This is a genomic window from Pseudomonas palleroniana (genome assembly GCF_003031675.1).
GTDB lineage: Bacteria > Pseudomonadota > Gammaproteobacteria > Pseudomonadales > Pseudomonadaceae > Aquipseudomonas > Aquipseudomonas palleroniana.
Window position 1 is genome coordinate 20,068 of the sequence record NZ_PYWX01000003.1, and the last position, 24,084, is coordinate 44,151.

Here is a 24,084-nt window from a genome sequence, read left to right on the forward strand (position 1 = left end):
ACCCTACCTATGACGCATGTCCGGCGCGGGTTCCTGCGACTTTTGGCGGCTTGTATGGTGACGGCCCGCTGTGTATCTTGATCAGCCTTTGGCCGTTTGATTCGGCCTGGACCCACATATTCAAGCTTCATATTTCTACGAGATTTGCCCCTACGCGGCGAATCCGGGCACCATCTCTATAAAAAATTGAGGAGCACATCGATGCGCGTCATTCTGCTGGGAGCTCCCGGGGCCGGTAAAGGTACTCAGGCGAAGTTCATCACTGAGAAGTTCGGCATTCCACAAATCTCCACCGGCGACATGTTGCGTGCTGCCGTCAAGGCCGGCACCGAGCTGGGCCTGATCGCCAAGAGCGTGATGGACAGCGGCGGCCTGGTCTCCGATGACCTGATCATCAACCTGGTCAAGGAACGCATCAGCCAGGAAGATTGCAAGAACGGTTTTCTGTTCGACGGCTTCCCGCGCACCATTCCCCAGGCTGAAGCCTTGGTGAAGGCCGGCGTGGAGCTGGATGCGGTGGTTGAAATCGCCGTCGAGGACGAAGAGATCGTGCAACGTATCGCCGGTCGTCGCGTTCACGAAGCCTCGGGTCGCGTGTACCACACCGTTTACAACCCGCCCAAGGTTGAAGGCAAGGACGATGTCACCGGCGAAGACCTGGTGCAGCGCAAGGACGATACGGAAGAAACCGTGCGCCATCGTCTCTCGGTCTACCATTCCCAGACCAAACCGCTGGTGGACTTCTACCAGAAGCTGTCCGCTGCACAGGGCAAGCCGAAGTACAGCCACATCCCTGGCGTCGGTTCGGTAGAAGCCATCACCGCCAAGGTGCTGCAGGCTCTGAGCTGATTCATTGATCAGCTTCATCTACAACGGCCCGCTTGCGGGCCGTTGTTGTTTATACTGGCGCACTTTTTTTCGACTTGGACACCCACACCGATGAGCACCCTGCTGGCCCTGGACACCGCGACTGAAGCTTGCTCCGTCGCCTTGCTGCACGATGGCAAGGTAACGAGCCACTACGAGGTGATCCCGCGCCTGCATGCGCAGAAGCTGTTGCCGATGATCAAGCAGCTGCTTGAGGAGGCGGGCACCACGCTTGCTGCCGTGGATGCCATCGCCTTCGGCCGTGGCCCTGGTGCATTCACCGGCGTGCGTATTGCCATCGGCGTGGTACAGGGCCTGGCGTTTGCGTTGGAGCGCCCGGTGTTGCCGGTCTCCAATCTCGCGGTGCTGGCCCAGCGCTCGCTGCGTGAGCACGGTGCGACCCAGGTCGCGGCGGCCATTGATGCGCGCATGGATGAAGTGTATTGGGGATGCTATCGCGAAACCGCCGGGGAAATGCGTCTGGTGGGGAGTGAAGTGGTTCAGGCGCCAGAGGCGTCCGTATTGCCCGATGACGCCCAAGGCGATTGGTTCGGTGCCGGCACCGGCTGGGGTTACGGTGAGCGTCTTGGCGTGAAGACCGTCGGCCAGGCCGCCGATATGTTGCCCCATGCGCAAGACTTGCTGACCCTGGCGCGTTTCGCTTTCGAGCGCGGCGAAGCCATCCCGGCCGATCAGGCGGCACCGGTTTATCTTCGCGATAAAGTGGCGCAGACCAAGGCCGAACGCGGGATTATTTGACGTCAAAAAGGCGGGATTTGGCCGACAAATTTCGCCAATCGTCAGAATTTGCGCGGGTTTCTAAACCTTTTACAAATTATGTGTTCTAGTTAGCACCAGAGCATTTGCGCGCCATGGAAAGTGCCGCTAAATTGCCATCATCGATTCCGAGTCTGCATGTATGCGTATAGACGGATTTTCCTCACAGTCCTACCCCATCAAGCGCAAGCCACGTAAGGCGAGCGTGACGGTAGACGAGTCCGTTGAAGATTCGCCGGACTTCATTGAGTTACAGTCCGACTCGCCCTCCAACGCCCAGGGTTCCACAGGCTCGCGTATCGGCGGTCTGCCTGCCCGCCAGCAAGACATGGTCTTCCCGCGCTCCATGAGCAAAAGCGTCGCCACCGCCCTGGCCAGCTACCTGACCACCGCCGGCTTTGTCGAATGGGATATGGAAGTGCTGGGTCTCGATATCCACATCTGATGCGCCTGCCTTACTACATCGGTTGCCCTTCCTGGAGCGAAAATGCCTGGCGCGAGTACCTGTACCCGGCCGATGCGCGTTCCGGCGATTACCTCGCGCTGTACTCCCAGGTTTTCAACGCCGTTGAAGGCAACACCACATTTTATGCCCGCCCCTCAGCCGCCACGGTGCAACGCTGGGCTGAAATCATGCCTGCGGATTTTCGCTTCACCGCCAAGTTTCCCGGCGATATCAGCCACGGTGGTGACTTGCGTGAGCAATTGCCGGCGGCGGAAAGCTTTGTCGGCTTGATGAGCCCGTTGGGCGAGCGCATTTCACCGTTGTGGCTGCAGCTGCCGGCGACCTTTTCGCCACAGCGCCTGGGTGAACTGGCGGGCTTCATCGATGGCCTGGAGCGCCCGCTGGCGGTGGAAGTGCGTCATCCGGAATTCTTCGCCAAGGGTGATGCCGAGCGGATGCTCAACCGTTTGTTGCGCGACCGTGGTGTCGAGCGTATCTGCCTGGATCCCCGCGCCCTGTTCAGTTGCACCTCCACCTCGGCCGCGGTGCTGCATGCCCAATCGAAAAAGCCCAAGGTGCCACCGCGCCCGGCGGCGCTCACCCAGTTTCCTCAAGTGCGGTTTATCGGCCATCCGGAACTGGAAGCCAATGACCCGTTCCTCATCCCTTGGCTGGAAAAGATCGCCGGCTGGATCGAGGAAGGGCGCACGCCCTACGTGTTTCTGCACACGTCGGATAATCGCCTGGCCGCGCAACTGGCACTGCGTTTTCACGCCAAATTGATGGTGCGCCTGCCAGGCCTGCCGCCTTTGCCGACCTTGCATCGAGAACCCGCAGCGGAGCAACTGGGGTTACTCTAAGGCTCCTTTTTCCGACAGGAGTGAGCCATGGACGCACAAGCCCTGCGCGCCGATACCTTCAAGGCCCTGCATGAACGTGATCGCGCCTTCGTCATGCCCAATCCGTGGGACGCCGGTTCCGCCATCATGCTTGCCAGCCTGGGTTTTGAAGCCTTGGCCACGACCAGTGCCGGGTTTGCGTTCAGCCTGGGACGGCCGGATGCCGAGGGCGCGCTATCGTTGGAAGACACCTTGGGCAATGCTTCAATGATTGTCCGGGCGACTTCCCTGCCGGTGGCGGCCGACCTCGAAAATGGTTTCAGCGACACCCCCGAAGGCTGCGCCCAAACCATTTTGCGGGCGGCGGCCACGGGCATCGTCGGCGGCTCTATCGAAGACGCCACCGGCATCGCGGCCGACCCGATCTACCCATTCGATTTATCGGTTGAGCGTGTTGAGGCGGCTGCCGCGGCTGCGCGCAGCTTGCCTTATGCCTTCACGCTGACGGCTCGCGCAGAAAACCTCCTGCACGGGCGCCTGGATCTGCCTGACACCATTCGCCGCCTGCAAGCCTACGCCGAAGCCGGCGCCGATGTGTTGTATGCCCCGGCTTTGCGCACTGCCGAAGAGGTGTTGGCAGTGGTCAAGGCGGTCGCGCCCAAGCCGGTGAATGTGTTGATGTCCGGTGGCTTGAAATTGAGCGTGGCGCAGTTGAGTGAGATGGGGGTGCGGCGTATCAGCGTCGGTTCGGCTTTGGCCCTGGCGGCCTATGGCGAGTTCTACCGGGCGGCGCAGGAAATGTATGAGTCGGGCACGTTCGAATTCAACGAACGCAAGATGCCGTTCAGCCAGGCCAATGGGTTTTTCAAGCGTTGAATCAGGCGGCCAGGCGCAGGTTGTTGAGGATCAGTGGGCGTGCCCAGTGGTAGTCGAAGTCCAGCGCCTTCTGTTGCTCCTCCAGCTCTTGCGGTGGGTACGGCGTGGCTGGCGGTGGCAGCAGGTCCAGCTCGAACTCGGCAATCGGCAGGTGCAGTGGGCGTGGTTGCGGTGCGGGGCCAGGTTCAGGCAGTGGTTGGCCGGCGTTCAGCACGAGCGGGCGAACCCAGCCGCTGTCGAAATTCTGTTGGCGCTGCTGGGCGACAATTTCTTCTGGCGCAAAGGGCGTGGCGGGGGGCGGCAGCAACTCGGTTTCGAATTCGGCGATCGGCAGGAACAGCGGCTCAGGTGGGGCGATTTCGGTGTCTATCACGTCGCATTCACGCTGGGTGAGGATCTGCGCCAACAGATCGGCGCCTTCGCTGGGTTCTACCGCAGGGTCCAGGGTTGCAGGCGCCTTGATGGCCAGCGCGTTCGGTGAATCGCCAAGCTGTTCGGCCAACGCTCGGGCGAAGAAGTCCTGCCACACATGACTCACCCCGGCCAGCGCTTGGGTATTGCGCAGGCCGTAATGGTTGTGGGTCGGCAGTACACCGATGGTTAGGGGAAGAATGTCTGACATTTTTCTCGGTCGACGCTCAGCTCTGGCAAAATACCTGACTGTTGGTTTTATCGGCCAGTGTTGGCCGATCCTTAATATTTTTGAGCGTAGCGATTGATGAGCGAACAACCAGCGGCCAGCCGCATTCGGGTCGAGGCCTTGGCCGAAGGTTTCCAGGCGCGTGCCGAGCGATGGGCTGAGCAGCTTGAGCTGCCGTTGCAGCTGGAGGCGGCGGACTTTTCCCTGCAGGTCGGGGAACAGGGACTACAACTGCAACAGCTTGGGCCTGACGCACCGGGGCCGGTGCGTGTGGATTTTGTCGAAGGCGGCGCGGCGCACCGGCGCTTATATGGCGGTGGCAGCGGGCAGATGATCGCCAAGGCCGTGGGCATCGCCCAGGGCGTGCGCCCGCGTGTGCTGGATGCCACGGCCGGGCTGGGCAAGGATGCGTTCGTACTGGCGAGCCTGGGCTGCGAGATGAGCCTGATCGAGCGTCAACCGCTGATCGGCGCTTTGCTCGAAGATGGCCTGGCACGCGGCGCGGATGATTTCGAGGTGGCGCCGATCGTGGCGCGCATGCAGTTGCTCAAGGGCAACTCCATTGACGTGATGCTCAATTGGCAAGGCGAGCCACCCCAGGTCATCTACCTGGACCCGATGTTCCCCCACCGTGAGAAAACTGCCCTGGTAAAGAAAGAAATGCGCCTGTTCCGCCCCTTGGTGGGCGATGATCCGGACGCGCCGGCGTTGCTCGCGGCCGCACTGGCCCTGGCCAGCCACCGTGTGGTGGTCAAGCGCCCACGCAAGGCGCCTTGCATCGAGGGGCCGAAGCCGAGCCATGCGTTGGATGGCAAGTCCAGCCGGTATGATATTTACCCGAAGAAAGCGCTCAAGCCCTGACTCTTCATTGGCCTTGAGGGCCTCATCGGGAGCAAGCCCCCTCCCACACTTGAGTGTATTCACAAATCAAATGTGGGAGGGGGCCTGCCCCCGATGAGGCCACCCGGATAACACCCGGGCTCAGGCCCGATAAGCCCGCATAAACAACCCCACCACTTCTTGCACATGGGCTTCGGCGGCTTCCTCGCTCAGTTGTCCGCCGCAGCCGTATAGCAAACAGAAGTTCGCCGTGCCCTTGAGCAGGCAGAAGAAATGCTCGGCTGCCGTAAACGGCTTATCGATACTCAGGGCGCCGCTCTGGTCGATCTTGCCGAGCAGGCGCTCCATCCCCTGGAGCATGCGCATGGGGCCGGCTTCGAAGAAGATCTGTGAGAGTTTCACGTCCTGATTGCCGGTGGTCATCATCAGGCGGTGCAGGTTCACCGATTCCGCGCTGTTGATCAGCCGATGAAAGCCCCGTGCGATATTCAGCAGCACGGTCTCCACGGGCACACCTTCGGGGAGTTCGAAATACATCACCGGTAACTGTTCTTCGCACGTGGCCACCACGGCAGCGGTGAACAGGGTTTCTTTGTCGGTGAAATGGCTATACACGGTCAATTTTGACACGCCGGCCTCAAGGGCCACGGCATCCATGCTGGTACTGGTGTAGCCATTGCTCAGAAACAGGGTTTTCGCTGCTTCGAGGATTGCCTGGCGTTTTGCCATGTCCTTGGGACGCCCGGGGCTATTGGTGTTCACAGGATTGTCGGACATTTTCACCTTTAATACTGGACTGGCGAGTTTGGTATTAATAACATACTGGCCAGTATAATTATTCCTAGCTTCATTTGCGAAAGGTCCTTCAGCATGCGCAGCACTTTCCTGCCCCTTGCGTTGCCTGCCAGCCTGGCCTTCCTGTTGGCCGCCTGCGGCCATGAGGAAGCGGCCCAAACCACCATCCGCCCGGCCATGGTGGTGCAACCACAGCCATCCGCACAGGCGATGGAAAGTTATCCGGGTGAAGTGCGTGCCCGTTACGAGCCGGACCTGGCCTTTCGCATCGGCGGTAAAGTCAGCAAACGCCTGGTGGAGGAGGGTGAGCGGGTCAAGGCCAATCAACCCCTGGCCGAACTCGACCCCCAGGACGTGCGCCTGCAACTGGAAGCCACCCGCGCCCAGGTGGCCGCCGCCGAGGCCAACCTGAGCCTGGTGCGTGCCGAGCGTGATCGCTACAAGACCCTGATGGATCGTCAGATGGTCAGCCGCTCCCAGTACGACAATGCCGAAAACCTCTACCGATCCGGTGAGGCGCGCCTCAAGCAGATCAAGGCCGAGTTCGACGTGTCCAGTAACCAGGCCGGTTACGCCGTGTTGCGCGCGCCGCAGGACGGTGTGGTCGCCAAGCGTGCAGTGGAAGTCGGGCAAGTGGTGTCAGCCGGCCAGACCGTGTTCACCCTGGCCACCGATGGCGAGCGCGAAGTGTTGATCAGCCTGCCTGAACAAGGCTTTGGCCGGTTCAAGATCGGCCAGCCGGTGTCGGTCGAATTGTGGAGCCAGCCGGACCAACGCTTCACCGGGCACATCCGTGAACTGTCCCCCGCTGCAGACCCCAAGTCGCGGACCTTCGCCGCCCGTGTTGCCTTCACCGGCGGCAAAGTCCCGGCCGAACTGGGCCAGAGCGCTCGCGTTTTCATCCAGGCCGAGGGCGCGGTCGCGCTGTCGGTGCCGTTGTCGGCCCTCAGTGCAGAGAATGGCGCCTCCTACGTCTGGCGCGTGCAACCCGACAACACCCTTAAGCGTACTCCGGTGCGCATCGGTGCCTTCGGCGAAAAAACCGTACCGGTGCTGGAAGGCCTGGCGCCCACCGATTGGGTGATTGCGGCGGGCGTGCATGTGCTCCATGAGGGCCAGCAAGTGCGCCCGGTGGACCGCTCCAACCGCGTTGTGAATCTGGCGACCAAGGAGTAGTCCCCGATGGGTTTCAATCTTTCCGAATGGGCGTTGCGTAATCGCCAGATCGTACTGTTCCTGATGATCCTGCTGGCGGTGGTCGGCACCCTGTCCTACACCAAGCTGGGGCAAAGCGAAGACCCGCCGTTTACCTTCAAGGCCATGGTGATCAAGACCAACTGGCCCGGGGCCACGGCCCAGGAGGTTTCGCGGCAGGTCACCGAGCGCATCGAGAAAAAACTGATGGAGACCGGCGACTATGAGCGCATTGTCTCGTTCTCGCGCCCCGGCGAGTCACAGGTCACCTTTATGGCTCGCGACTCGATGCACTCCGCACAGATTCCGGAGTTGTGGTACCAGGTGCGCAAGAAGATCAGCGACATTCGCCAGACGTTGCCGCCGGATATCCAGGGGCCGTTTTTCAACGATGAATTCGGTACCACTTTCGGCAACATCTACGCGCTGACCGGCGACGGCTTCGACTATGCCGTGCTCAAGGACTACGCCGACCGTATCCAGATTCAACTGCAACGCGTGCCGGATGTGGGCAAGGTCGAGCTGCTGGGCCTGCAGGACGAGAAAATCTGGATCGAGCTGTCCAACCTCAAGCTCGCCACCCTCGGCCTGCCCTTGGCGGCCGTGCAGCAAGCCTTGCAGGAGCAGAATGCGGTGTCCACGGCGGGCTTCTTTGAAACCCCGACCGAGCGCGTACAGCTGCGGGTGTCAGGCAACTTCAAGACCGTGGAGGAGATTCGCAACTTCCCGATTCGCGTCGGTGACCGTACCTTCCGTATTGGTGACGTGGCCGACATCCACCGTGGCTTCAACGATCCACCCGCGCCGCGTATGCGCTACATGGGCGCCGACGCGATCGGCCTGGCCGTGGCCATGCGTGAAGGCGGCGACATTCTGGTACTGGGCAAGGCCCTCGAAGGGGAGTTCGCACGCCTGCAGAAGAATCTTCCCGCGGGTATGGAACTGCGCAAGGTGTCGGACCAGCCGGCGGCGGTGAAAACCAGCGTCGGCGAATTCGTCCAGGTGTTGGCCGAGGCATTGGCCATTGTATTGCTGGTGAGCTTTTTCTCCCTTGGCCTGCGCACCGGCATGGTGGTGGCCCTGGCGATTCCGCTGGTGTTGGCGATGACCTTTGCCACCATGTATTACCTCGGCATCGGCCTGCACAAGATCTCCCTTGGCGCTTTGGTACTGGCGCTGGGCTTGCTGGTGGACGACGCGATCATCGCCGTGGAAATGATGGCGATCAAAATGGAGCAGGGCTACGACCGGCTCAAGGCGGCGAGCTTTGCCTGGACCAGCACGGCGTTTCCGATGCTTACGGGGACGTTGATCACGGCGGCGGGCTTCCTGCCGATTGCCACTGCGCAATCGAGTACTGGCGAATACACCCGCTCGATCTTCCAGGTGGTGACCATCGCACTGTTGGCGTCATGGGTCGCCGCCGTGGTGTTTGTGCCGTACCTGGGGGAAAAGCTCCTGCCGGACCTGGCAAAGATTCACGCAGCCAAACACGGCGCCGATGGCCCTGATCCCTACGGCACGCCCTTCTACCAACGCGTAAGAGGTCTGGTTGAGTGGTGTGTGCGTCGGCGCAAAACCGTGATCGTCCTGACCTTGCTGCTGTTTATCGGCTCGGTTGCGTTGTTCCGCTTCGTGCCGCAGCAGTTCTTTCCGGCTTCGGGGCGCCTGGAGCTGATGGTCGACCTGAAGCTGGCCGAAGGCGCGTCCCTGAGCAACACGGCCGACCAGGTCAAGCGCCTGGAAGCCTTGCTCAAGGACCACGCCGGCATCGACAACTATGTGGCCTATATCGGCACCGGTTCGCCGCGTTTCTACCTGCCGCTGGACCAGCAATTGCCGGCGGCCAGCTTTGCGCAATTTGTGGTGTTGGCCAACACCATCGAAGAACGTGAAACCCTGCGCACCTGGCTGATCGAAACCCTCAACGAACAATTCCCCGAGCTGCGTTCGCGGGTCACACGCCTGGAGAACGGCCCGCCCGTGGGGTACCCGGTCCAGTTTCGCGTGACGGGCGAGCACATCGAAGAAGTGCGTGCCCTGGCGCGCAAAGTCGCCGCCAAGGTTCGCGAAAACACCCACGTGGTCAATGTGCACCTGGACTGGGAAGAGCCAAGCAAGATCGTCTACCTCAACATCGATCAGGACCGCGCCCGTGCGCTCGGTGTCAGCACCGCCAACTTGTCGAAGTTCCTGCAGAGCTCACTGACCGGCTCCACCGTCAGCCAGTACCGTGAGGACAACGAGTTGATCGAAATCCTCCTGCGCGGCACCGTGCATGAGCGCACCGAACTGTCGTTGCTGCCCAGCCTTGCGGTGCCGACCGACAACGGCAGAAGCGTAGCGTTGTCGCAGATCGCCACCCTTGAATATGGCTTTGAAGAGGGCGTCATCTGGCACCGCAATCGCCTGCCGACCGTGACCATTCGTGCCGACATCTATGGCAAGGAACAACCGGCGACCCTGGTCCAGCAAATCCTGCCGACCCTTGAGGGTGTGCGTGCCGAACTGCCGGATGGTTACCTGCTCGAAGTGGGCGGCACCGTCGAAGACTCCGCCCGTGGCCAGAACTCGGTGAAGGCCGGCGTGCCGTTGTTCATCGTGGTGGTACTGACCTTGCTGATGTTGCAGCTGCGCAGTTTCTCACGCACTGCCATGGTGTTTCTGACGGCGCCACTGGGCTTGATCGGCGTGACGCTGTTCCTGCTGGTGTTCCGCCAGCCCTTCGGCTTCGTGGCCATGCTGGGCACCATCGCCCTGTCAGGGATGATCATGCGTAACTCGGTGATCCTGGTGGACCAGATCGAACAGGACATCAAGGCGGGTCTCGCGCCGTGGCAGGCAATCATCGAAGCTACCGTGCGACGCTTCCGCCCGATTGTGCTGACTGCGCTGGCGGCAGTCCTGGCGATGATCCCGCTGTCGCGCAGCGTGTTCTTCGGGCCAATGGCCGTAGCGATCATGGGCGGGTTGATAGTGGCGACGGCGTTGACACTGTTGTTTCTGCCGGCCCTTTACGCGGCTTGGTTTCGAGTCAGGAAGGATGCCTGACCTGCTTGCGTAGCTGAAGGTAGTTGCGCCCAGCCGGTTGGAACGGCCTGGGCGCAGCCAGGGGGACGTTACAGCGCGCCGAACACCTTCTTCGCCAAACTGGTGGCCGCTGCCGCCGGGTTCTTGCGGATGGTTTCTTCCTGCTGCGCAATCATCTTGAACAGCCCGTCCAGCGCCTGCTCGGTCACGTAGTTTTCAACGTTGGCATTCTTGGCATCGAGCGCGCCGAAGGCCGCGGCCTTGCCGGCCAGGGCGTTGTACTGTTGGGCCACGCCCACCTTGTCGGTGGCGGCCTTGACGATAGGCAGGAACTTGGCACGGATCTGGTCACGGCTGCTTTTGTTCAGGTACTGAGTCGCCGAATCCTGGCCGCCGGTGAGGATGCCTTTGGCGTCGGTGACGCTCATGTTCTTCACCGCATTGACCAGGATCGGCTGCGCCTGGGTCACGGCGGTTTCTGCCGCCTTGTTCATGCTGGTTTCCAGTTGCGTGACCTGATCACCCATGCCGAACATCTTCAGCTTATCGGCGACTTTGCCAAGCTTGCCGGGCAGGCCGATCCTGACTTCGGGGTTGTTGCTGAAACCACCGGGTACGCCCAGTTGTTTCACGGCGATCTGTGCACCCTGGGTCAGTGCGTCCTTGAGGCCGCCGTTGGCGTCGCCCTGGGACAGGCTGCCAAGGTCCAGGGCCATGGCGTTGGCGCCGAGCAGCAGGCCGGCACACAGGGCGGTAAGGCGAAGGGAGTTACGGAGCATGGGCGCTTCCTTGAGTTCGTGAATCAGTGGGCGACGGCATCAACACGCAGGCGCAGCGGTGGTTGAGCCTGGCCGTCGAGCTGTACGGTGTGCCGTTCGGTGGTGACAAACAGTAGCTTGCCCTCCAGTTCGATGCGAGCGCTGACCGAGTAGCTGTGGCCCGGCTTGACTTGCGCAGGGTCGTAGCTCAGGTGAAAGGGCAGCGGGACCTGGCCTTTGACCGGGCCTTTCTGTTCGGCGAGCGTCACGGCCGGGGCGTCCATCAGGGACACGTCTTGCAGGCTCACGCTCAAGGTGGCCGTTGGCGGCAAGGCAATGCGTTGCAGGTAGAACACTTCGCCGTCGAGGCTGGCCTTGGGGGCTGGGGTCATGGACTGGCAGGCTCCGAGCAGGGCGGTGAGGCCCAGGAGGATGATCTTTTTCATGGTGCAGCTCCTTTTTCAACGGCGCCGGAAACCGCCCGGCGCCTGATTCAATCTAGCGGGTTTCTGGCGTGTCGACGGATGCCTCGGCCGCGCCGTCAACCCGATGCAGGGCCACTTGCCGGATCGACAGGCGAATGTCTGCCGGCAGCACGCGTTTCGCCGCGCCTTCGGCCAACTCACCGAGCAGGTCGTGGTAACTCAACTTGCCGGCCTCATCACGGCGAAGCACATCTTGCTCCAGCAATGTCTGGATGAAATGTCGGAAAAGGCTTTTGTCGAAGAACTCCGGAGCGTTCAGGCCATGCAGGATCGACAGGCGCTGGGCCATGATCGTGCACAGGTCTTCCAGTTCTTCGGCGCTGATGCTGTTCTGGCCGCTGTTGAGCAGCAGCGAGATGGCCATGTAGAAGCGCTGCAGGGTCTGGGCAATGCTTTTGGACAGCAGTGTCAGCAGCACAAAGTGCCGTGAACTCGGGGCCGGGCGCAGGTAGACGGCGTTCTCGAAGCGCAGCAGGCCCTGTTCCACAAACGCTTGCAGCCATTGATCAACGACGGCGTCCAGCTCTTCCAGTGACCAGCGGATAAACAGCTCCGATTGCAGGTACGGATAGAGCGCGCGGGTGTAGCGCAGGATCTGTTCGCGGCTCATCCGCGAGCTGCTCTGGAAGAAGCTGGCCAGCAATGCCGGCAGGGCGAAGATGTGCAGCACGTTATTGCGGTAGTAGGTCATCAGGACGGCGTTCTGTTCGTCCAGATACAGGATCTTGCCCAAGGCGTCGCTCTGCTCCGACAACAGGGCCATGTCCTTGACGTGCTTGATCAATGCCAGGCCGTTGCCCTCGGGCAGGGTAGTGTGGGGCGAGTAGGGCACGCTGCGCAGCAACGCCAGGTACAGGTCCAGTTGGCGCGCCATGGCCTGTTCATCCAGGGCCAGGCGCGTGGTGGACAGCAGTGCCAGGGCCACCAGGTTCACCGGATTCACCGCCGCAGCTTCGTTCAAGTGGCGCGCCACCTGTTCACCGAGGCGGTGCGTGGTTTCATTGAGCCATGCCGGTTTGTAGTTCGGGCCGAGTTCCTGGGCGCGCCAGTCCGGTTGCTCGCCGTCGAGGAACTCGGCCAATTTGATCGGCTCGCCGAAGTTGACCGCGACCTGGCCGAAACGCTGCTTGAGCGCGCCGACGACTTTGAAAATATCGAAGATCGACTCTTTTTTCTTGCTCGCCCCACGCAGTTCGCCCAGGTAAGTACGGCCTTCGAGCACGCGTTCGTAGCCGATGTACACCGGTACGAAGACGATCGGCGTGCGTGATGAACGCAAGAAACTGCGCAGGGTGATCGCTAGCATCCCGGTTTTCGGTTGCAGCATGCGCCCCGTACGCGAACGACCACCTTCGACGAAGTATTCCACCGGGAAGCCTTTGGTAAACAAGGTATGCAGGTACTCGTTGAACACGGCGGTGTACAGCGGGTTGCCCTTGAAGGTGCGGCGCATGAAAAACGCACCGCCACGGCGCAGCAGGCTGCCGATCACCGGCATGTTCAGGTTGATGCCGGCGGCGATGTGCGGCGGCGTCAGGCCGTTCTTGAACAGCAGGTACGACAGCAGCAGATAGTCGATATGGCTGCGGTGGCAAGGCACGTAGATGACCTCATAACCCTGGGCAACCTTTTGCACGCCTTCGATGTTGTTGACCTTGATGCCATCGTAGATTTTGTTCCAGAACCAACTGAGCACCACTTCCAGGAAGCGGATCGCGGTGTAGGTGTAGTCCGAGGCGATTTCGTTGCCATAGCGCAGGGCCAGTGCCTTGGCTTTTTCCGGGGCGATTTTTTCCCGCTCGGCTTCTTCCGCAATGGCTTGGCGCACCAGCGGCATATTGACCAAACCCTTCACCAGGTTACGGCGGTGGGACAGATCGGGGCCGATCACGGCGGTCTTCAGGTTACGAAAGTGCACACGCAGGATGCGTTGAGCCATGCGCACGGTGCGTTCGTGACCTTTATTGTGCTCGATCAATTCACGCAGGTTGATTGGCGCGGAGAATTGCACACGGGTCTTGCGACCGAGGATCAGGATGCTCAGCAGCCGGCGCAGACGCCCGGTGACGGCCCAACTGTCGGCAAACAGCAGCTTCCACGGGCTGGACTCGCTCTCGGGCGATTGGCCCCAGAACACGCTGACCGGAATGATTTGTGCATCTTCCTCGGCGCGTTCGCTCAGGGTATTGACCAGACGGGTCAGGGTCGGCGGTGCGCCGCGCTTGTCCTGGCGGCCGAGCCAGTCGGGGTCCGGCGTGAGGTAGAAGAACGCGGCGGGTTCGATCAGTGGGCCTACCGAGACCGGCAGCACCGGGCGCGGCAGGCCGGCCTTGGTGCATTCGGCATCGACCACGGCCAATTCGGTGAGAGAAGGCGATTGCAGGACATAGAACACTGGCCGGCTGCGGTCGAGGTTAAGGGTTAGGGACGACTGGTTGATCGTCTCCGAGCGAACCCAGAGGTACAACAGTCGGCGCAAGGTGCCAAACACCAGACGGCGGAACGGGGAGCGGGTCATAGGCGTGCTGCTTCAAGTGGGAAAAACCGAGCAGATGCTCGGGCGGGTAGTGTGCCGTATTCGCCGAAAATCGGCAAAAAGCGGCTAAATAAACTTGAGTTGAAGCTTTTTGAGCCTGCCATATACTCGGCAGTTCAATGCGGCTCACTCAACAATAAAAAGCATGTGGGAGAAACAGATGACAACGCGCGAAACCGGCAATGTGAAGTGGTTCAACGATGCCAAGGGCTATGGTTTTATCCAACGCGAAGATGGCAAGGATGTGTTTGTGCACTACCGCGCCATTCGGGGTGAAGGCCACCGCTCCCTGGCTGAAGGCCAGCAGGTGGAATACGCCGTCGTGAGCGGCGAGAAAGGCTTGCAGGCGGAGGATGTGGTCGGCCTCTAAGCCCACCACTGAACAACTGTGGGAGGGGGCTTGCTCCCGATAGCGATGGGCCAGTCAGCTTAATGTGCAACTGACCCGCTGCAATCGGGAGCAAGCCCCCTGCCACTTTTTGATTCGGTTCACACTGGCGGATCAGGCCGTTTTCCAGGTGATCTGCTCTTCACCGTCGGCGCTGATGCGAATCCAGGTGTCGGCGCTTTCTTCACCTTCTTCCTCGACCCAGGTGCCCGGTGCACAACGCACTTCCACGTTCAGCGCGGCAAAGGCTGCGCGGGCGCAGGCAATGTCGTCGTCCCAGGGTGTCTGGTCGCTTTCCAGGTACAGGCTGTTCCATTTGCCCACGGCTTTGGGCAGCCAGGTCACGGGTACAGTGCCGGCTTTGCACTTGTAGGTCTGACCTTTCTGGACCCAGTCGGTGCACGGGCCCAGGGTGGCGCCCAGCCAGGCGGCAATGGCCTTGTGGTCGACGTCGGCGTCCTTCAGGTAAATCTCGATATCAGGTTGGCGCATGGATGTTCCTCGTTGCGGGATTTAAAAAATCCATTCGCGGATACTAAAAAGTCGGTTATTGAAGCACGAAATAATCGTAGCGCATTGACACCGTCACCTGCAGCGGCTCGGCCGCCTCGATCACCTGTGCGCGGCGCTCGGCGCTGGCGCGCCAGCCGTGTGGCGTCATGGCCAGCAGGTTGGCACGGTCTTCGGGCCTGGCCAGGCTCAGGGTGAACGTCAGGGTTTCGCTGTGCGCCAGGTGCATGCCGTCCGGCACCAGGGCCAGATGCTTGTCGTCGGTGTACTCGCGCACTTCGTCATACAGGCGCTCGCGCAGCTCCATCAAGTGGCCGCTGGTCGGGCCGACCTTCATCAGGCCGCCGCCAGGGCTGAGCAGGCGTTTGGCTTCCTGCCAGTCCAACGGGCTGAACACGCTGGCGAGGAACTGGCAACTGGCGTCCGCCAGCGGCACGCGGGCCATGCTGGCGATCAACCAGGTCAGCGCCGGGTTGCGCTTGCAGGCACGTTTGACGGCTTCCTTGGAGATATCCAGCGCGTAGCCGTCGGCATGCGGCAGGGCGTCGGCGATCTGCGCGGTGTAGTAACCCTCGCCGCAACCGATGTCGACCCAGCGTTGCGGCGCCCGTTCGGCGGCCAACTCGGCCAGGCGCCTGGCGACTGGCGCATAGTGCCCGGCGTTGAGGAAGTTGCGGCGCGCCTCGACCATGGCCAGGTTGTCGCCCGGGTCGCGGCTGTTCTTGTGCTGTACCGGCAGCAGGTTCAGGTAACCCTGGCGCGCACGGTCGAAGCGGTGCCCGGCCGGGCAGGCCACGCCGTTGTCCACCGCGTTGAGCGGTGCGCTGCAAATGGGGCAGGCGAGCATCAGGCGAGCAACTTGATCAGGGTCTGGTAATAGATTTCGGTCAGCACGTCGAGGTCACTGGCCAGGATGCGCTCGTTGACCTGGTGAATGGTCGCGTTGACCGGGCCGAGTTCGACGACTTGAGTGCCGAGCGTTGCAATGAAGCGCCCGTCCGATGTACCACCGCTGGTGGACGCCTGGGTGTCGCGCCCGGTAATCGCCTTGATGCTGGCGGAGACCGCATCCAGCAGGGCACCCGGTTCGGTCAGGAACGGCAGGCCCGACAAGGCCCAGTCCACATGCCAGTCCAGCGCGTGCTTGTCGAGGATGGCCGCCACGCGTTGTTGCAAGCCTTCGACGGTGGACTCGGTGGAGAAACGGAAGTTGAACACCGCCTTCAGCTCACCTGGGATTACGTTGGTGGCACCGGTGCCGGAATTGAGGTTGGAAATCTGGAAGCTGGTCGGCGGGAAAAACGCATTGCCGTCATCCCAGTGCTCGGCAGCCAATTCGGCCAGGGCCGCAGCCGCCAGGTGAATCGGGTTCTTCGCCAGGTGCGGGTAAGCCACGTGACCTTGTACGCCGCGCACGGTCAGGGTGGCGCCGAGGGAACCACGACGGCCGTTCTTGACCACATCGCCCACCAGCGTGGTGCTCGACGGTTCGCCGACGATGCACCAGTCCAGGCGTTCCTTGCGGGCCGCCAGACGTTCGATCACGGCTTTGGTGCCGTGGTGCGCCGGGCCTTCTTCATCGCTGGTGATCAGGAAGGCCACCGAGCCCTTGTGGTCCGGGTAGTCGGTGACGAAGCGCTCTGAGGCCACGAGCATGGCCGCCAAGCTGCCTTTCATGTCTGCCGCGCCACGGCCGCAGAGCATGCCGTCTTCGTCGATCAGGGCATCGAACGGGTCATTTTGCCAGGCCTGCACCGGGCCGGTTGGCACCACATCGGTGTGGCCGGCGAAACACAGCACCGGGCCGTCGTGCTTGCCATGGGTGGCCCAGAAGTTGTCCACGTCTTCAATGCGCATCGGCTCAAGCTTGAAACCGGCGTCACCCAGGCGCTGCATCATCAGCTTCTGGCAGTCGGCATCGATCGGTGTGACCGAGGGGCGACGGATCAGGTCGATTGCGAGTTGAAGGGTCGGCGAAAGGTCGGCATGGGCCGTCATGGGAAAACTCCGGAAGCGTGTCGTGGCGCAGAACGAATGTGAAATACGGCACCGATTCAGTGTGGGGGGGGCGGTGCGACGATTCGACTTGCTCCCGATTGAGGGGTGTCAGTCACTGTCTATGTTGACCGGTACACCGCTATCGGGAGCAAGCCCCCTCCCACATAAAGCATTGGCGCAAGGCTGGCGCATAAAACGGCCGTTATCTTATAGCAAAACGGCGGCCAGAGGCCGCCGTTTAGTGCATTGCGCAAGTTTTTACGCGGCCGGCACGGGTTCCGGTTTCGGCGCAGGTTTTGGCAACGAAGACAGGAACGCCATGATCAAGGCCGCCACATACGGCAGCGATTGCACCAGCAGCATCACCACCCAGAAGCGCATGTCATTGCTCGGCAAGCCCTGCACCAGGTAGATCCCCAGCGCCGCGCCCCACAGCAACAGCATGATGAACATCTCTTCACGGGCTTCCGAGATCGCGACCCAGAAGCCATGGTTATCCGCGTTTTTCGGTGTACGAAAGAACGGAATACTGCTGGTGAAGAAACCATACAACACCGCCTTGGCGATGGTATGGGACAACGCCAGGCCGGCCAGGGCTGCGCAGAACGCGTCCTTGAGGTTCACGCCTACCGCACGGCGGTAGAGGAAGATGATCTTGCCGACCTTGAACACGAACAACGCCAACGGCGGGATCGCGAAAATCAGCAACGGCGGGTCGACCCGCGTCGGCACGATGATCATCGCGGCCGACCACAACAGCGCGCCGACGGTGAAGAAGATGTTCATGCCATCCGCCACCCACGGCAACCAGCCCGCGAGGAAGTGGTAGCGCTGGCCACGGGTCAGCTCGGTATCCTTGCCGCGCAACAGGCTGGCGGTGTGACGCTTGATGATCTGGATCGCGCCATAGGCCCAGCGGAAACGCTGTTTCTTGAAGTCGATAAAGGTATCCGGCATCAAGCCTTTGCCGTAGCTGTCGTGGTAGTACGCGGCCGACAGACCTTTTTCGAACACCCGCAGGCCCAGTTCGGCGTCTTCACAGATGCACCAGTCGGCCCAGCCCAGCTCTTCGAGCACCGAGCGACGGGTCATGGTCATGGTGCCGTGCTGGATGATCGCGTCGCGGTCGTTGCGGGTAACCATGCCGATATGGAAGAAACCCTTGTATTCGGCATAGCAAAGCTTCTTGAAGGTGCTTTCGTTCTGGTCGCGGTAATCCTGCGGCGACTGCACCACGGCGATTTTCGGGTCGGCGAAGTGCGGCACCATGTGCTTGAGCCAGTTGGGCGACACGCAGTAGTCCGAGTCGATCACCGCGATCACTTCGGCATCCTTGGCGGTATGCGGGATCAGGTAATTCAATGCGCCGCCCTTGAAACCGGCCAGGGGCGAGACATGGAAGAATTTGAAGCGCGGGCCCAGGGTTTCGCAGTAGTCGCGCACCGGCTCCCATACCGCCGGGTCCTTGGTGTTGTTGTCGATGATCAGGACTTCGTAGTCCGGGTAATCGAGGGCGGCCAGGGCGTCGAGGGTCTGTTTGACCATCTCCGGCGGCTCGTTGTAGCACGGCACGTGGATCGATACTTTCGGGCGGTAGTGCGAATCCCCTTCCACCGGCAGGAATTCACGCCGACGCTTGTGGGTCCATACCGCTTCGGCCAGTTCGTGGGCCTCGGTCAGCAACACGATAAACACGCCGAGTGCACCGAGTGCCAGCAAGATACCGACCGTCACGCTGAACCAGGTGCTGTATTGCTGGCTGTAGTCGTAGCCGATCCATACCAGCACCGAACCGCACAGGAACGCGATAAAGGTCAGGAAGGTACGGCCACGCTGGCGCAGGGCCGAGCCGTCGATCATCAGCAGGGTAAGGGACAACAGCGCAAGCACCACCGAGCCGATGGCCAGAACGCGCCATTGCGGGATCGCCACGACCGGGCCTTCGAAATTGAATTTCTGCTGGCGTGCCGCGTTATAAACGCCCCAATAGGCGCCCGCCGAACCTTCGTCGCTGACTTTCCACGGCTGATCGAAGGCCTCGATCACGAAGTAGTTGTAGCCTTGGCGGTTCAGCTTGTTCACCAGGGTGCGCAGGTAGATGGCCTGGTCCGCCGGGGACGTTTCGTTGCCACCGCGCATGCGTCCGTTACTCGGCCAGCCAACCTCCGACAGCAGCAGCGGCTTTTTCGGGAACAGTTTCTTCAGGTCCCGGGCACGGTCGAGTACGTACTGGCCAGCCTTGTCCATCGGAATAAATTCCCAGAACGGCAAGATGTGCGCGGCGATCAGGTCGACGTGCTTGGCCAGTTGCGGGTTCTTCTCCCAGATGTGCCATTGCTCGGAGGTGGTCACCGGCACTTTCACGGCGGCGCGCACCCGGTCCAGCAGCACGATCAGTGCTTGCGGGGTGATTTCCTCGCGGAACAACGCCTCGTTACCGACCACTACGCGCACGACACTGCGCGAGCTGTTGGCAATCTCGATGGCGCGCTGGATTTCGCGTTCGTTACGCTCAAGGTCCGGGCTGATCCAGATCCCCAACGTCACGCGCAGGCCGAATTCTTCGGCCAGTTTGGGGATGTCGCCCAAGGTGCCGTCGACCGAGTAAGTACGGATGTTGTCCGTCAGCTTGCTCATGATCGCCAGATCCTGGCGCATCTGATCGTCGGTCGGGTACTGGTCTTTCTGTGGGAACTGGCCTTGCTGGAACGGCGAGTAAGAGAACCCGGAGATCTGTTCAGGCCAGTTGGGGGTAGTGACCGGGCGATTGATCAGCGCCCAGAAGCCGGTGAACAGCGCGGCAATTGCCAGCACTACCACCAGGTTGAGTCCAAATTTACGCGATGACATGGCGGTTTCGGGTTCCAAAGGCTGTGGAACGAAAAGAGGTGTCGGCCAACGCCGAACGGCGCGCATCCTACACTGGCACTTCCCTGAGCGTACAGCGGACAGAGAAAAGCCGGACGTTAGTCAGCGAAAGCCCTCCTAAGTTCTTTACTTGTAGCTTGTCGCTTCGAACTTGTCGCTGCGTAGTCCATAATGCGCGCCGGTTTTTGGGGTAATGGTCATGAGTACAGAAGATCCGCGGTTTGCAGGCGTCGCCCGCTTGTATGGCATTGAGGGCCTGGAACGCTTGAAGGCGGCCCATGTGGCCATTGTCGGCGTGGGCGGCGTTGGCTCCTGGGCGGCGGAAGCCATGGCCCGCTGCGGGGTGGGCGAAATATCGCTGTTTGACCTGGACGATGTCTGCGTGAGTAACAGCAACCGCCAGTTGCATGCCCTGGACAGCACCGTGGGCAAGCCCAAGGTCGAGGTAATGGCTGAGCGCCTGCGCGGTATCAACCCGCACTGCACGGTCCATGCGGTGGCCGACTTCGTGACCCGCGACACCATGGCCGAGTACATCACCCCGGATATCGACTGCGTGATCGACTGCATCGACGCCGTCAACGCCAAGGCTGCGCTCATTGCCTGGTGCAAGCGCCGCAAGATCCAGATCATCACCACCGGTGGCGCCGGCGGGCAGATCGACCCGACGTTGATCCAGGTATGCGATTTGAACCGCACGTTCAACGATCCGCTGGCCTCCAAGGTTCGCTCTACCTTGCGCCGCGACTACGGGTTCTCGCGCACCGTGACCCGCCATTACAGCGTGCCGTGCGTGTTTTCCACCGAGCAGCTGCGCTATCCCAAGCCGGATGGCAGCATCTGTTTGCAGAAGAGCTTCGTCGGGGATGGGGTCAAGCTGGACTGCGCCGGTGGGTTCGGCGCGGTGATGATGGTCACGGCCACGTTCGGGATGGTGGCGGCGACCAAGGCAGTGGACAAGATTGTGGCCGGGGTGCGCCGGCCTTCCGAGCGGGTCAAGCCTGCTTAGCGTTCACTGCTAAAAAAGTGTTCAGTGTGGGAGGGGGCTTGCTCCCGATAGCGGTGGATCAGCCAATATATCGAGTGACTGACACTCAGCAATCAGCAGCAAGCCCCCTGCCACATAGTTCGCGCATACGTTGCAACACCGCATTCAAGCCGTTGCTGCGCGACGGTGACAGTTGACGGGAAAGCCCCAACTGGTTGAACCAGTCGGCCAGGTCCACCGCTTGCAACTCCGCCGCCGACAAGCCATTGACCCGCACCAGCAGCAAGGCCACCAAGCCACGGATCATGCGCGCATCGCTGCTCGCGGCAAATTGCCAATGCCCATGCTCCAAGCGTCCCACCAACCACACCAGGCTCTCACAGCCCTGCACCAGGTTGGCCTCGACCTTGTCCTCATCTGCCAATGCGGGCAGCCGTTCGCCCCATTGCATCAGCATCCGGGCGCGCTGTTCCCAGCTGCCGACCGACTGAAAGGCTTCCAGCGCAGCCAGCGCTGCCACCGGCATGCTCATCGCAACATATCCAGCGCCTGGTCCAACGCTTCAAAAAAGCGCTCCAGGTCATCCGAGTCGTTGTACAGCGCCAGGGATACACGGATCGCCCCGGACAAGTGCATCGCCTTGAGCAGCGGCATCGCGCAATGGTGCCCGGCGCGCACGGCAATACCCTGCTCGGTCAGCAGGTGCGCCAGGTCGGCGTTGTGCACGCCGTCCACGACAAAGCTGACCAGCGCGACCTGCGGTGCTCCGAGCACGCGCACGCCGTTTCGCGCTTTCAGCCCGCGCAACAGATAGTCATGCAACGCGGCTTCATGGGCGAGCACTGCCGGTTGATCCAGCGAGCTCAGGTAATCCAGGCTGGCGCCCAGGCCGATCACACCGGCAATCGGTGGCGTGCCGGCTTCAAACCCCAGCGGTGCGCTGCGAAAGCTGGCGCTGTGGTAGTCCGCCTGTTGCACCATCTCGCCGCCAAACTGCCAGTGGCGCAGGTGATGCAGGGCTTCATTGCGCCCGAACAACACCCCGACACCGTCCGGGCCGTACAGCTTGTGACTGGAAAAAACGTAGAAGTCGCAGCCCAGTGCCTGCACGTCATGACGGCCATGGACGATCCCTTGGGCGCCATCCACCACGGTCAGTGCGCCGTGTGGGTTGGCCAGTGCCAGCAGGGCTTGCAGTGGCTGCCAGGCGCCGAGCACGTTGGACAGCTGGCTTACCGCCAGCAGCCGCGTGCGTGGGCCGATCAGTTCGGCGGCGGCTTGCAGGTCGATCACGCCATCATCGTCCAGCGGCAGGACCACCAGCGTGAGTGCGCGGCGCTTGGCCAGTTGCTGCCAAGGCAGCAGGTTGGCGTGATGTTCCAGGGCGCTGATGACTATCTCATCGCCCGCATTGAATAAGTGCTCCAGGCCGTAGGCCAGGAGGTTCAGCGCAGCAGTCGCGCCATGGGTAAACACGATTTGCCCGCTGTCACCTGCGTTCAACCACTGTGCGACTTTGCTGCGGCTGTCTTCGAAAGCCTGCGTCGCATGGGCGCCGGGCAAATGCTGGGCACGATGCACATTGGCTGCGCCGTTGGCGTAGTAATGGCTGATGGCATCCAGCAAGGCCTGGGGTTTTTGTGTGGTGGCGGCGTTGTCCAGATAGGTCTGGTCTTGCCGTTGCAGGGTGGCGATGGCCGGGAAATCGGCGCGCCAGGGAGAGGGCACAAGCATGGTGTTCAAGACTCGTATAAGCGAGCCGCAACCCGAAGGCGCGGCCCGCTAGTGGCATCGAGTGGCTGCTTAGTTGTGAGCGTGCAGCGCTTCGTTCAGTTCGATGGCCGATTTGTGGGTTTTGCACTCCACGGCACCGGTCTCGGAGTTGCGGCGGAACAACAGGTCCGGCTGGCCGGCCAGCTCGCGTGCCTTGACCACCTTGACCAGTTGGTTGTGCTCGTCCAGCAGGGCAACCTTGGTCCCGGCGGTCACGTAGAGGCCCGACTCCACGGTGTTGCGGTCGCCCAACGGGATACCGATACCGGCGTTGGCACCGATCAGGCAGCCTTCGCCGACCTTGATCACGATGTTGCCGCCACCCGACAGGGTGCCCATGGTCGAGCAACCGCCGCCCAGGTCCGAGCCTTTGCCGACGAACACGCCTGCCGAGACGCGACCTTCGATCATGCCCGGGCCTTCGGTGCCGGCGTTGAAGTTGACGAAACCTTCATGCATCACGGTGGTGCCTTCGCCCACGTAGGCGCCCAGGCGCAGGCGTGCCGCGTCAGCGATACGTACGCCGCTCGGCACCACGTAGTCGGTCATTTTCGGGAACTTGTCCACCGAGAACACTTCCAGCAACTCGCCACGCAGGCGCGCTTCCAGTTGGCGTTCGGCCAGCTCGTTGATGTCGATGGCGCCCTGGCTGGTCCAGGCCACGTTCGGCAGTTGTGGGAACACGCCGGCCAGGCTCAGGCCATGCGGCTTGACCAGACGGTGGGACAGCAGGTGCAGCTTTAGGTATGCCTCAGGCGTGGAGGTCAGCGCAGCGTCTTCGGCCAGCAGGGTGGCAACCAGCGGAGTGTGGCTTTCCGCCAGGCGGTTGAGCAGCGCAGCTTGGGTCGCATCGACATTCTTCAGCGCATCGGCCAGTTGCAGCGCTTGGCTGATGGTGAAGCTGATCGCCTGGTTGCCGCCGGTGTAACCCAGGATCGGTTTGATGGCGGCGACGATTTCGGCCGATGGGTTGAGCAGTGGCTGTGCGTAAAACACTTCCAGCCAGGCGCCTTGACGGTTTTGAGTGCCGACGCCGAAGCCCAGGCTGAACAGGGAATTGGACATGCTGTTACCTCTACAAAAATGGAAGGGCTGGCCTACTTCAGGGCCGCCGAATAACTATCTGGCTTGAAGCCAATCAGGGTTCTGTCTCCGAGATCCAGCACCGGGCGCTTGATCATCGAGGGTTGCGCGAGCATCAATTCAATGGCTTTCGACTGATCGAGATCGGCTTTGCATTCGTCTTCGAGTTTGCGAAAGGTGGTACCCGCACGGTTCAAAACCACCTGCCAACCGTGCTCGTTGCACCATTGGGTCAAGTGTTCGCGGTCGATACCGGCCGTTTTGTAGTCGTGGAACTCATAGCTCACCCCGTGCTCGTCGAGCCAGGTGCGCGCTTTTTTCATGGTGTCGCAGGCTTTGATGCCGAAAAGGTGCAACGTTTTGCTTGAAACGGTCAAGGAATTGCCCCCTTTGA

The 24,084-nt window shown here is 61.5% G+C and carries 23 protein-coding genes; 10 read left to right on the plus strand and 13 right to left on the minus strand.

Annotated features, from left to right (window positions below; genetic code table 11):
• Positions 1 to 201 precede the first annotated feature (201 nt).
• The 5 genes from adk (at position 202) to C9383_RS00635 (ending at position 3,804) form a co-directional block, all read left to right on the plus strand.
• Positions 202 to 849, plus strand: coding sequence for an adenylate kinase (gene adk, locus C9383_RS00615; RefSeq protein ID WP_010212617.1), 648 nt, complete (start codon positions 202 to 204; stop codon positions 847 to 849).
• A 90-nt stretch (positions 850 to 939) separates the two neighbouring features.
• The gene (tsaB, locus tag C9383_RS00620) at positions 940 to 1,626 is read left to right on the plus strand and encodes a tRNA (adenosine(37)-N6)-threonylcarbamoyltransferase complex dimerization subunit type 1 TsaB (protein ID WP_090366422.1); all 687 of its coding nucleotides are present in this window, start codon (positions 940 to 942) and stop codon (positions 1,624 to 1,626) included.
• 160 nt (positions 1,627 to 1,786) lie between these two features.
• The gene (locus C9383_RS00625; RefSeq protein WP_060754014.1) at positions 1,787 to 2,089 is read left to right on the plus strand and encodes a hypothetical protein; all 303 of its coding nucleotides are present in this window, start codon (positions 1,787 to 1,789) and stop codon (positions 2,087 to 2,089) included.
• Positions 2,089 to 2,949, plus strand: coding sequence for a DUF72 domain-containing protein (locus C9383_RS00630; RefSeq protein ID WP_090366420.1), 861 nt, complete (start codon positions 2,089 to 2,091; stop codon positions 2,947 to 2,949). The genes C9383_RS00625 and C9383_RS00630 overlap by 1 nt, the downstream gene beginning before the upstream one ends.
• A 27-nt stretch (positions 2,950 to 2,976) precedes the next feature.
• A complete protein-coding gene (locus C9383_RS00635; RefSeq protein WP_090366419.1) occupies positions 2,977 to 3,804 on the plus strand; it encodes an isocitrate lyase/PEP mutase family protein in 828 nt (275 codons plus the stop codon).
• A gap of 1 nt (position 3,805) precedes the next feature.
• Here the strand turns inward: C9383_RS00635 and C9383_RS00640 are convergent, their stop codons facing one another.
• Positions 3,806 to 4,426 (minus strand): energy transducer TonB, encoded by a 621-nt coding sequence (locus C9383_RS00640; protein WP_090366417.1) that lies wholly within the window; start codon positions 4,424 to 4,426, stop codon positions 3,806 to 3,808.
• A 96-nt stretch (positions 4,427 to 4,522) separates the two neighbouring features.
• On the opposite strand from C9383_RS00640, the gene C9383_RS00645 reads away from it, so the two are divergent.
• Positions 4,523 to 5,305, plus strand: coding sequence for a class I SAM-dependent methyltransferase (locus C9383_RS00645; RefSeq protein ID WP_090366415.1), 783 nt, complete (start codon positions 4,523 to 4,525; stop codon positions 5,303 to 5,305).
• Positions 5,306 to 5,425: 120 nt separating this feature from the next.
• Here C9383_RS00645 and C9383_RS00650 read toward each other — a convergent pair whose 3' ends face one another.
• On the minus strand, positions 5,426 to 6,061 hold the full coding sequence (locus tag C9383_RS00650; protein WP_090366414.1) for a TetR/AcrR family transcriptional regulator: 636 nt from the start codon (positions 6,059 to 6,061) through the stop codon (positions 5,426 to 5,428).
• A 93-nt stretch (positions 6,062 to 6,154) separates the two neighbouring features.
• Here C9383_RS00650 and C9383_RS00655 point away from each other — a divergent pair, with 93 nt between their 5' ends.
• Positions 6,155 to 7,255, plus strand: coding sequence for an efflux RND transporter periplasmic adaptor subunit (locus tag C9383_RS00655; RefSeq protein ID WP_060754020.1), 1,101 nt, complete (start codon positions 6,155 to 6,157; stop codon positions 7,253 to 7,255).
• 6 nt (positions 7,256 to 7,261) lie between these two features.
• A complete protein-coding gene (locus C9383_RS00660; protein WP_090366412.1) occupies positions 7,262 to 10,324 on the plus strand; it encodes an efflux RND transporter permease subunit in 3,063 nt (1,020 codons plus the stop codon).
• A 68-nt stretch (positions 10,325 to 10,392) separates the two neighbouring features.
• On the opposite strand, the gene C9383_RS00665 is transcribed toward C9383_RS00660, so the two are convergent.
• From C9383_RS00665 to plsB, 3 genes are read right to left on the minus strand one after another with little or no spacing between them, the layout of a single operon-like run.
• Entirely contained in the window at positions 10,393 to 11,082 is a 690-nt protein-coding gene (locus C9383_RS00665) for a DUF4197 domain-containing protein (protein WP_090366411.1), read from the minus strand.
• A gap of 23 nt (positions 11,083 to 11,105) precedes the next feature.
• Complete coding sequence (locus tag C9383_RS00670; protein WP_090366409.1) at positions 11,106 to 11,507, minus strand: YbaY family lipoprotein; 402 nt, start codon at positions 11,505 to 11,507, stop codon at positions 11,106 to 11,108.
• A 52-nt stretch (positions 11,508 to 11,559) separates the two neighbouring features.
• Positions 11,560 to 14,064: a glycerol-3-phosphate 1-O-acyltransferase PlsB gene (gene plsB / locus C9383_RS00675; protein ID WP_090366407.1), complete on the minus strand. Its 2,505-nt coding sequence runs from the start codon at positions 14,062 to 14,064 to the stop codon at positions 11,560 to 11,562.
• A gap of 178 nt (positions 14,065 to 14,242) precedes the next feature.
• On the opposite strand from plsB, the gene C9383_RS00680 reads away from it, so the two are divergent.
• Positions 14,243 to 14,452: a cold-shock protein gene (locus C9383_RS00680; protein WP_017844724.1), complete on the plus strand. Its 210-nt coding sequence runs from the start codon at positions 14,243 to 14,245 to the stop codon at positions 14,450 to 14,452.
• Positions 14,453 to 14,584: 132 nt separating this feature from the next.
• Here the strand turns inward: C9383_RS00680 and C9383_RS00685 are convergent, their stop codons facing one another.
• The 4 genes from C9383_RS00685 to C9383_RS00700 form a co-directional block, all read right to left on the minus strand.
• The gene (locus tag C9383_RS00685) at positions 14,585 to 14,962 is read right to left on the minus strand and encodes a hypothetical protein (protein ID WP_090366406.1); all 378 of its coding nucleotides are present in this window, start codon (positions 14,960 to 14,962) and stop codon (positions 14,585 to 14,587) included.
• 55 nt (positions 14,963 to 15,017) lie between these two features.
• On the minus strand, positions 15,018 to 15,827 hold the full coding sequence (locus C9383_RS00690; protein ID WP_090366405.1) for a putative RNA methyltransferase: 810 nt from the start codon (positions 15,825 to 15,827) through the stop codon (positions 15,018 to 15,020).
• Complete coding sequence (dapE, locus tag C9383_RS00695; RefSeq protein WP_060754027.1) at positions 15,827 to 16,978, minus strand: succinyl-diaminopimelate desuccinylase; 1,152 nt, start codon at positions 16,976 to 16,978, stop codon at positions 15,827 to 15,829. Before dapE ends, C9383_RS00690 begins: the two co-directional genes overlap by 1 nt.
• 258 nt (positions 16,979 to 17,236) lie before the next feature.
• Positions 17,237 to 19,828: a glycosyltransferase gene (locus C9383_RS00700; protein WP_090366403.1), complete on the minus strand. Its 2,592-nt coding sequence runs from the start codon at positions 19,826 to 19,828 to the stop codon at positions 17,237 to 17,239.
• A 211-nt stretch (positions 19,829 to 20,039) separates the two neighbouring features.
• On the opposite strand from C9383_RS00700, the gene tcdA reads away from it, so the two are divergent.
• The gene (gene tcdA, locus C9383_RS00705; protein ID WP_090366402.1) at positions 20,040 to 20,855 is read left to right on the plus strand and encodes a tRNA cyclic N6-threonylcarbamoyladenosine(37) synthase TcdA; all 816 of its coding nucleotides are present in this window, start codon (positions 20,040 to 20,042) and stop codon (positions 20,853 to 20,855) included.
• Positions 20,856 to 20,940: 85 nt separating this feature from the next.
• Here the strand turns inward: tcdA and C9383_RS00710 are convergent, their stop codons facing one another.
• From C9383_RS00710 to C9383_RS00725, 4 genes are all read right to left on the minus strand, one after another.
• Positions 20,941 to 21,366 carry a SufE family protein gene (locus C9383_RS00710; protein WP_090366400.1) on the minus strand — a complete coding sequence of 142 codons (426 nt, stop codon included), beginning with the start codon at positions 21,364 to 21,366 and terminating at the stop codon, positions 20,941 to 20,943.
• Positions 21,363 to 22,568: an aminotransferase class V-fold PLP-dependent enzyme gene (locus tag C9383_RS00715; protein WP_090366399.1), complete on the minus strand. Its 1,206-nt coding sequence runs from the start codon at positions 22,566 to 22,568 to the stop codon at positions 21,363 to 21,365. The genes C9383_RS00710 and C9383_RS00715 overlap by 4 nt, the downstream gene beginning before the upstream one ends.
• 69 nt (positions 22,569 to 22,637) lie before the next feature.
• Entirely contained in the window at positions 22,638 to 23,672 is a 1,035-nt protein-coding gene (dapD, locus tag C9383_RS00720; protein ID WP_060754031.1) for a 2,3,4,5-tetrahydropyridine-2,6-dicarboxylate N-succinyltransferase, read from the minus strand.
• 32 nt (positions 23,673 to 23,704) lie between these two features.
• Complete coding sequence (locus tag C9383_RS00725; protein ID WP_232965865.1) at positions 23,705 to 24,013, minus strand: arsenate reductase; 309 nt, start codon at positions 24,011 to 24,013, stop codon at positions 23,705 to 23,707.
• Positions 24,014 to 24,084 lie beyond the last annotated feature (71 nt).

Excerpts from the sequence above, each read along its gene's own strand:
- C9383_RS00680 (WP_017844724.1), top strand. The coding sequence starts at position 14,243 with ATGACAACGCGCGAAACCGGCAATGTGAAGTGGTTCAACGATGCCAAG.
- C9383_RS00655 (WP_060754020.1), top strand. The coding sequence starts at position 6,155 with ATGCGCAGCACTTTCCTGCCCCTTGCGTTGCCTGCCAGCCTGGCCTTC.
- C9383_RS00650 (WP_090366414.1), bottom strand. The coding sequence starts at position 6,061 with ATGTCCGACAATCCTGTGAACACCAATAGCCCCGGGCGTCCCAAGGAC.
- C9383_RS00660 (WP_090366412.1), top strand. The coding sequence starts at position 7,262 with ATGGGTTTCAATCTTTCCGAATGGGCGTTGCGTAATCGCCAGATCGTA.
- dapE (WP_060754027.1), bottom strand. The coding sequence starts at position 16,978 with ATGACGGCCCATGCCGACCTTTCGCCGACCCTTCAACTCGCAATCGAC.
- tcdA (WP_090366402.1), top strand. The coding sequence starts at position 20,040 with ATGGTCATGAGTACAGAAGATCCGCGGTTTGCAGGCGTCGCCCGCTTG.
- adk (WP_010212617.1), top strand. The coding sequence starts at position 202 with ATGCGCGTCATTCTGCTGGGAGCTCCCGGGGCCGGTAAAGGTACTCAG.
- tsaB (WP_090366422.1), top strand. The coding sequence starts at position 940 with ATGAGCACCCTGCTGGCCCTGGACACCGCGACTGAAGCTTGCTCCGTC.
- C9383_RS00690 (WP_090366405.1), bottom strand. The coding sequence starts at position 15,827 with ATGCTCGCCTGCCCCATTTGCAGCGCACCGCTCAACGCGGTGGACAAC.
- C9383_RS00665 (WP_090366411.1), bottom strand. The coding sequence starts at position 11,082 with ATGCTCCGTAACTCCCTTCGCCTTACCGCCCTGTGTGCCGGCCTGCTG.
- C9383_RS00685 (WP_090366406.1), bottom strand. The coding sequence starts at position 14,962 with ATGCGCCAACCTGATATCGAGATTTACCTGAAGGACGCCGACGTCGAC.
- C9383_RS00715 (WP_090366399.1), bottom strand. The coding sequence starts at position 22,568 with ATGCTTGTGCCCTCTCCCTGGCGCGCCGATTTCCCGGCCATCGCCACC.
- C9383_RS00635 (WP_090366419.1), top strand. The coding sequence starts at position 2,977 with ATGGACGCACAAGCCCTGCGCGCCGATACCTTCAAGGCCCTGCATGAA.
- C9383_RS00630 (WP_090366420.1), top strand. The coding sequence starts at position 2,089 with ATGCGCCTGCCTTACTACATCGGTTGCCCTTCCTGGAGCGAAAATGCC.
- C9383_RS00645 (WP_090366415.1), top strand. The coding sequence starts at position 4,523 with ATGAGCGAACAACCAGCGGCCAGCCGCATTCGGGTCGAGGCCTTGGCC.
- C9383_RS00725 (WP_232965865.1), bottom strand. The coding sequence starts at position 24,013 with ATGAAAAAAGCGCGCACCTGGCTCGACGAGCACGGGGTGAGCTATGAG.
- C9383_RS00640 (WP_090366417.1), bottom strand. The coding sequence starts at position 4,426 with ATGTCAGACATTCTTCCCCTAACCATCGGTGTACTGCCGACCCACAAC.
- dapD (WP_060754031.1), bottom strand. The coding sequence starts at position 23,672 with ATGTCCAATTCCCTGTTCAGCCTGGGCTTCGGCGTCGGCACTCAAAAC.
- C9383_RS00670 (WP_090366409.1), bottom strand. The coding sequence starts at position 11,507 with ATGAAAAAGATCATCCTCCTGGGCCTCACCGCCCTGCTCGGAGCCTGC.
- C9383_RS00700 (WP_090366403.1), bottom strand. The coding sequence starts at position 19,828 with ATGTCATCGCGTAAATTTGGACTCAACCTGGTGGTAGTGCTGGCAATT.
- plsB (WP_090366407.1), bottom strand. The coding sequence starts at position 14,064 with ATGACCCGCTCCCCGTTCCGCCGTCTGGTGTTTGGCACCTTGCGCCGA.
- C9383_RS00710 (WP_090366400.1), bottom strand. The coding sequence starts at position 21,366 with ATGAGCATGCCGGTGGCAGCGCTGGCTGCGCTGGAAGCCTTTCAGTCG.
- C9383_RS00625 (WP_060754014.1), top strand. The coding sequence starts at position 1,787 with ATGCGTATAGACGGATTTTCCTCACAGTCCTACCCCATCAAGCGCAAG.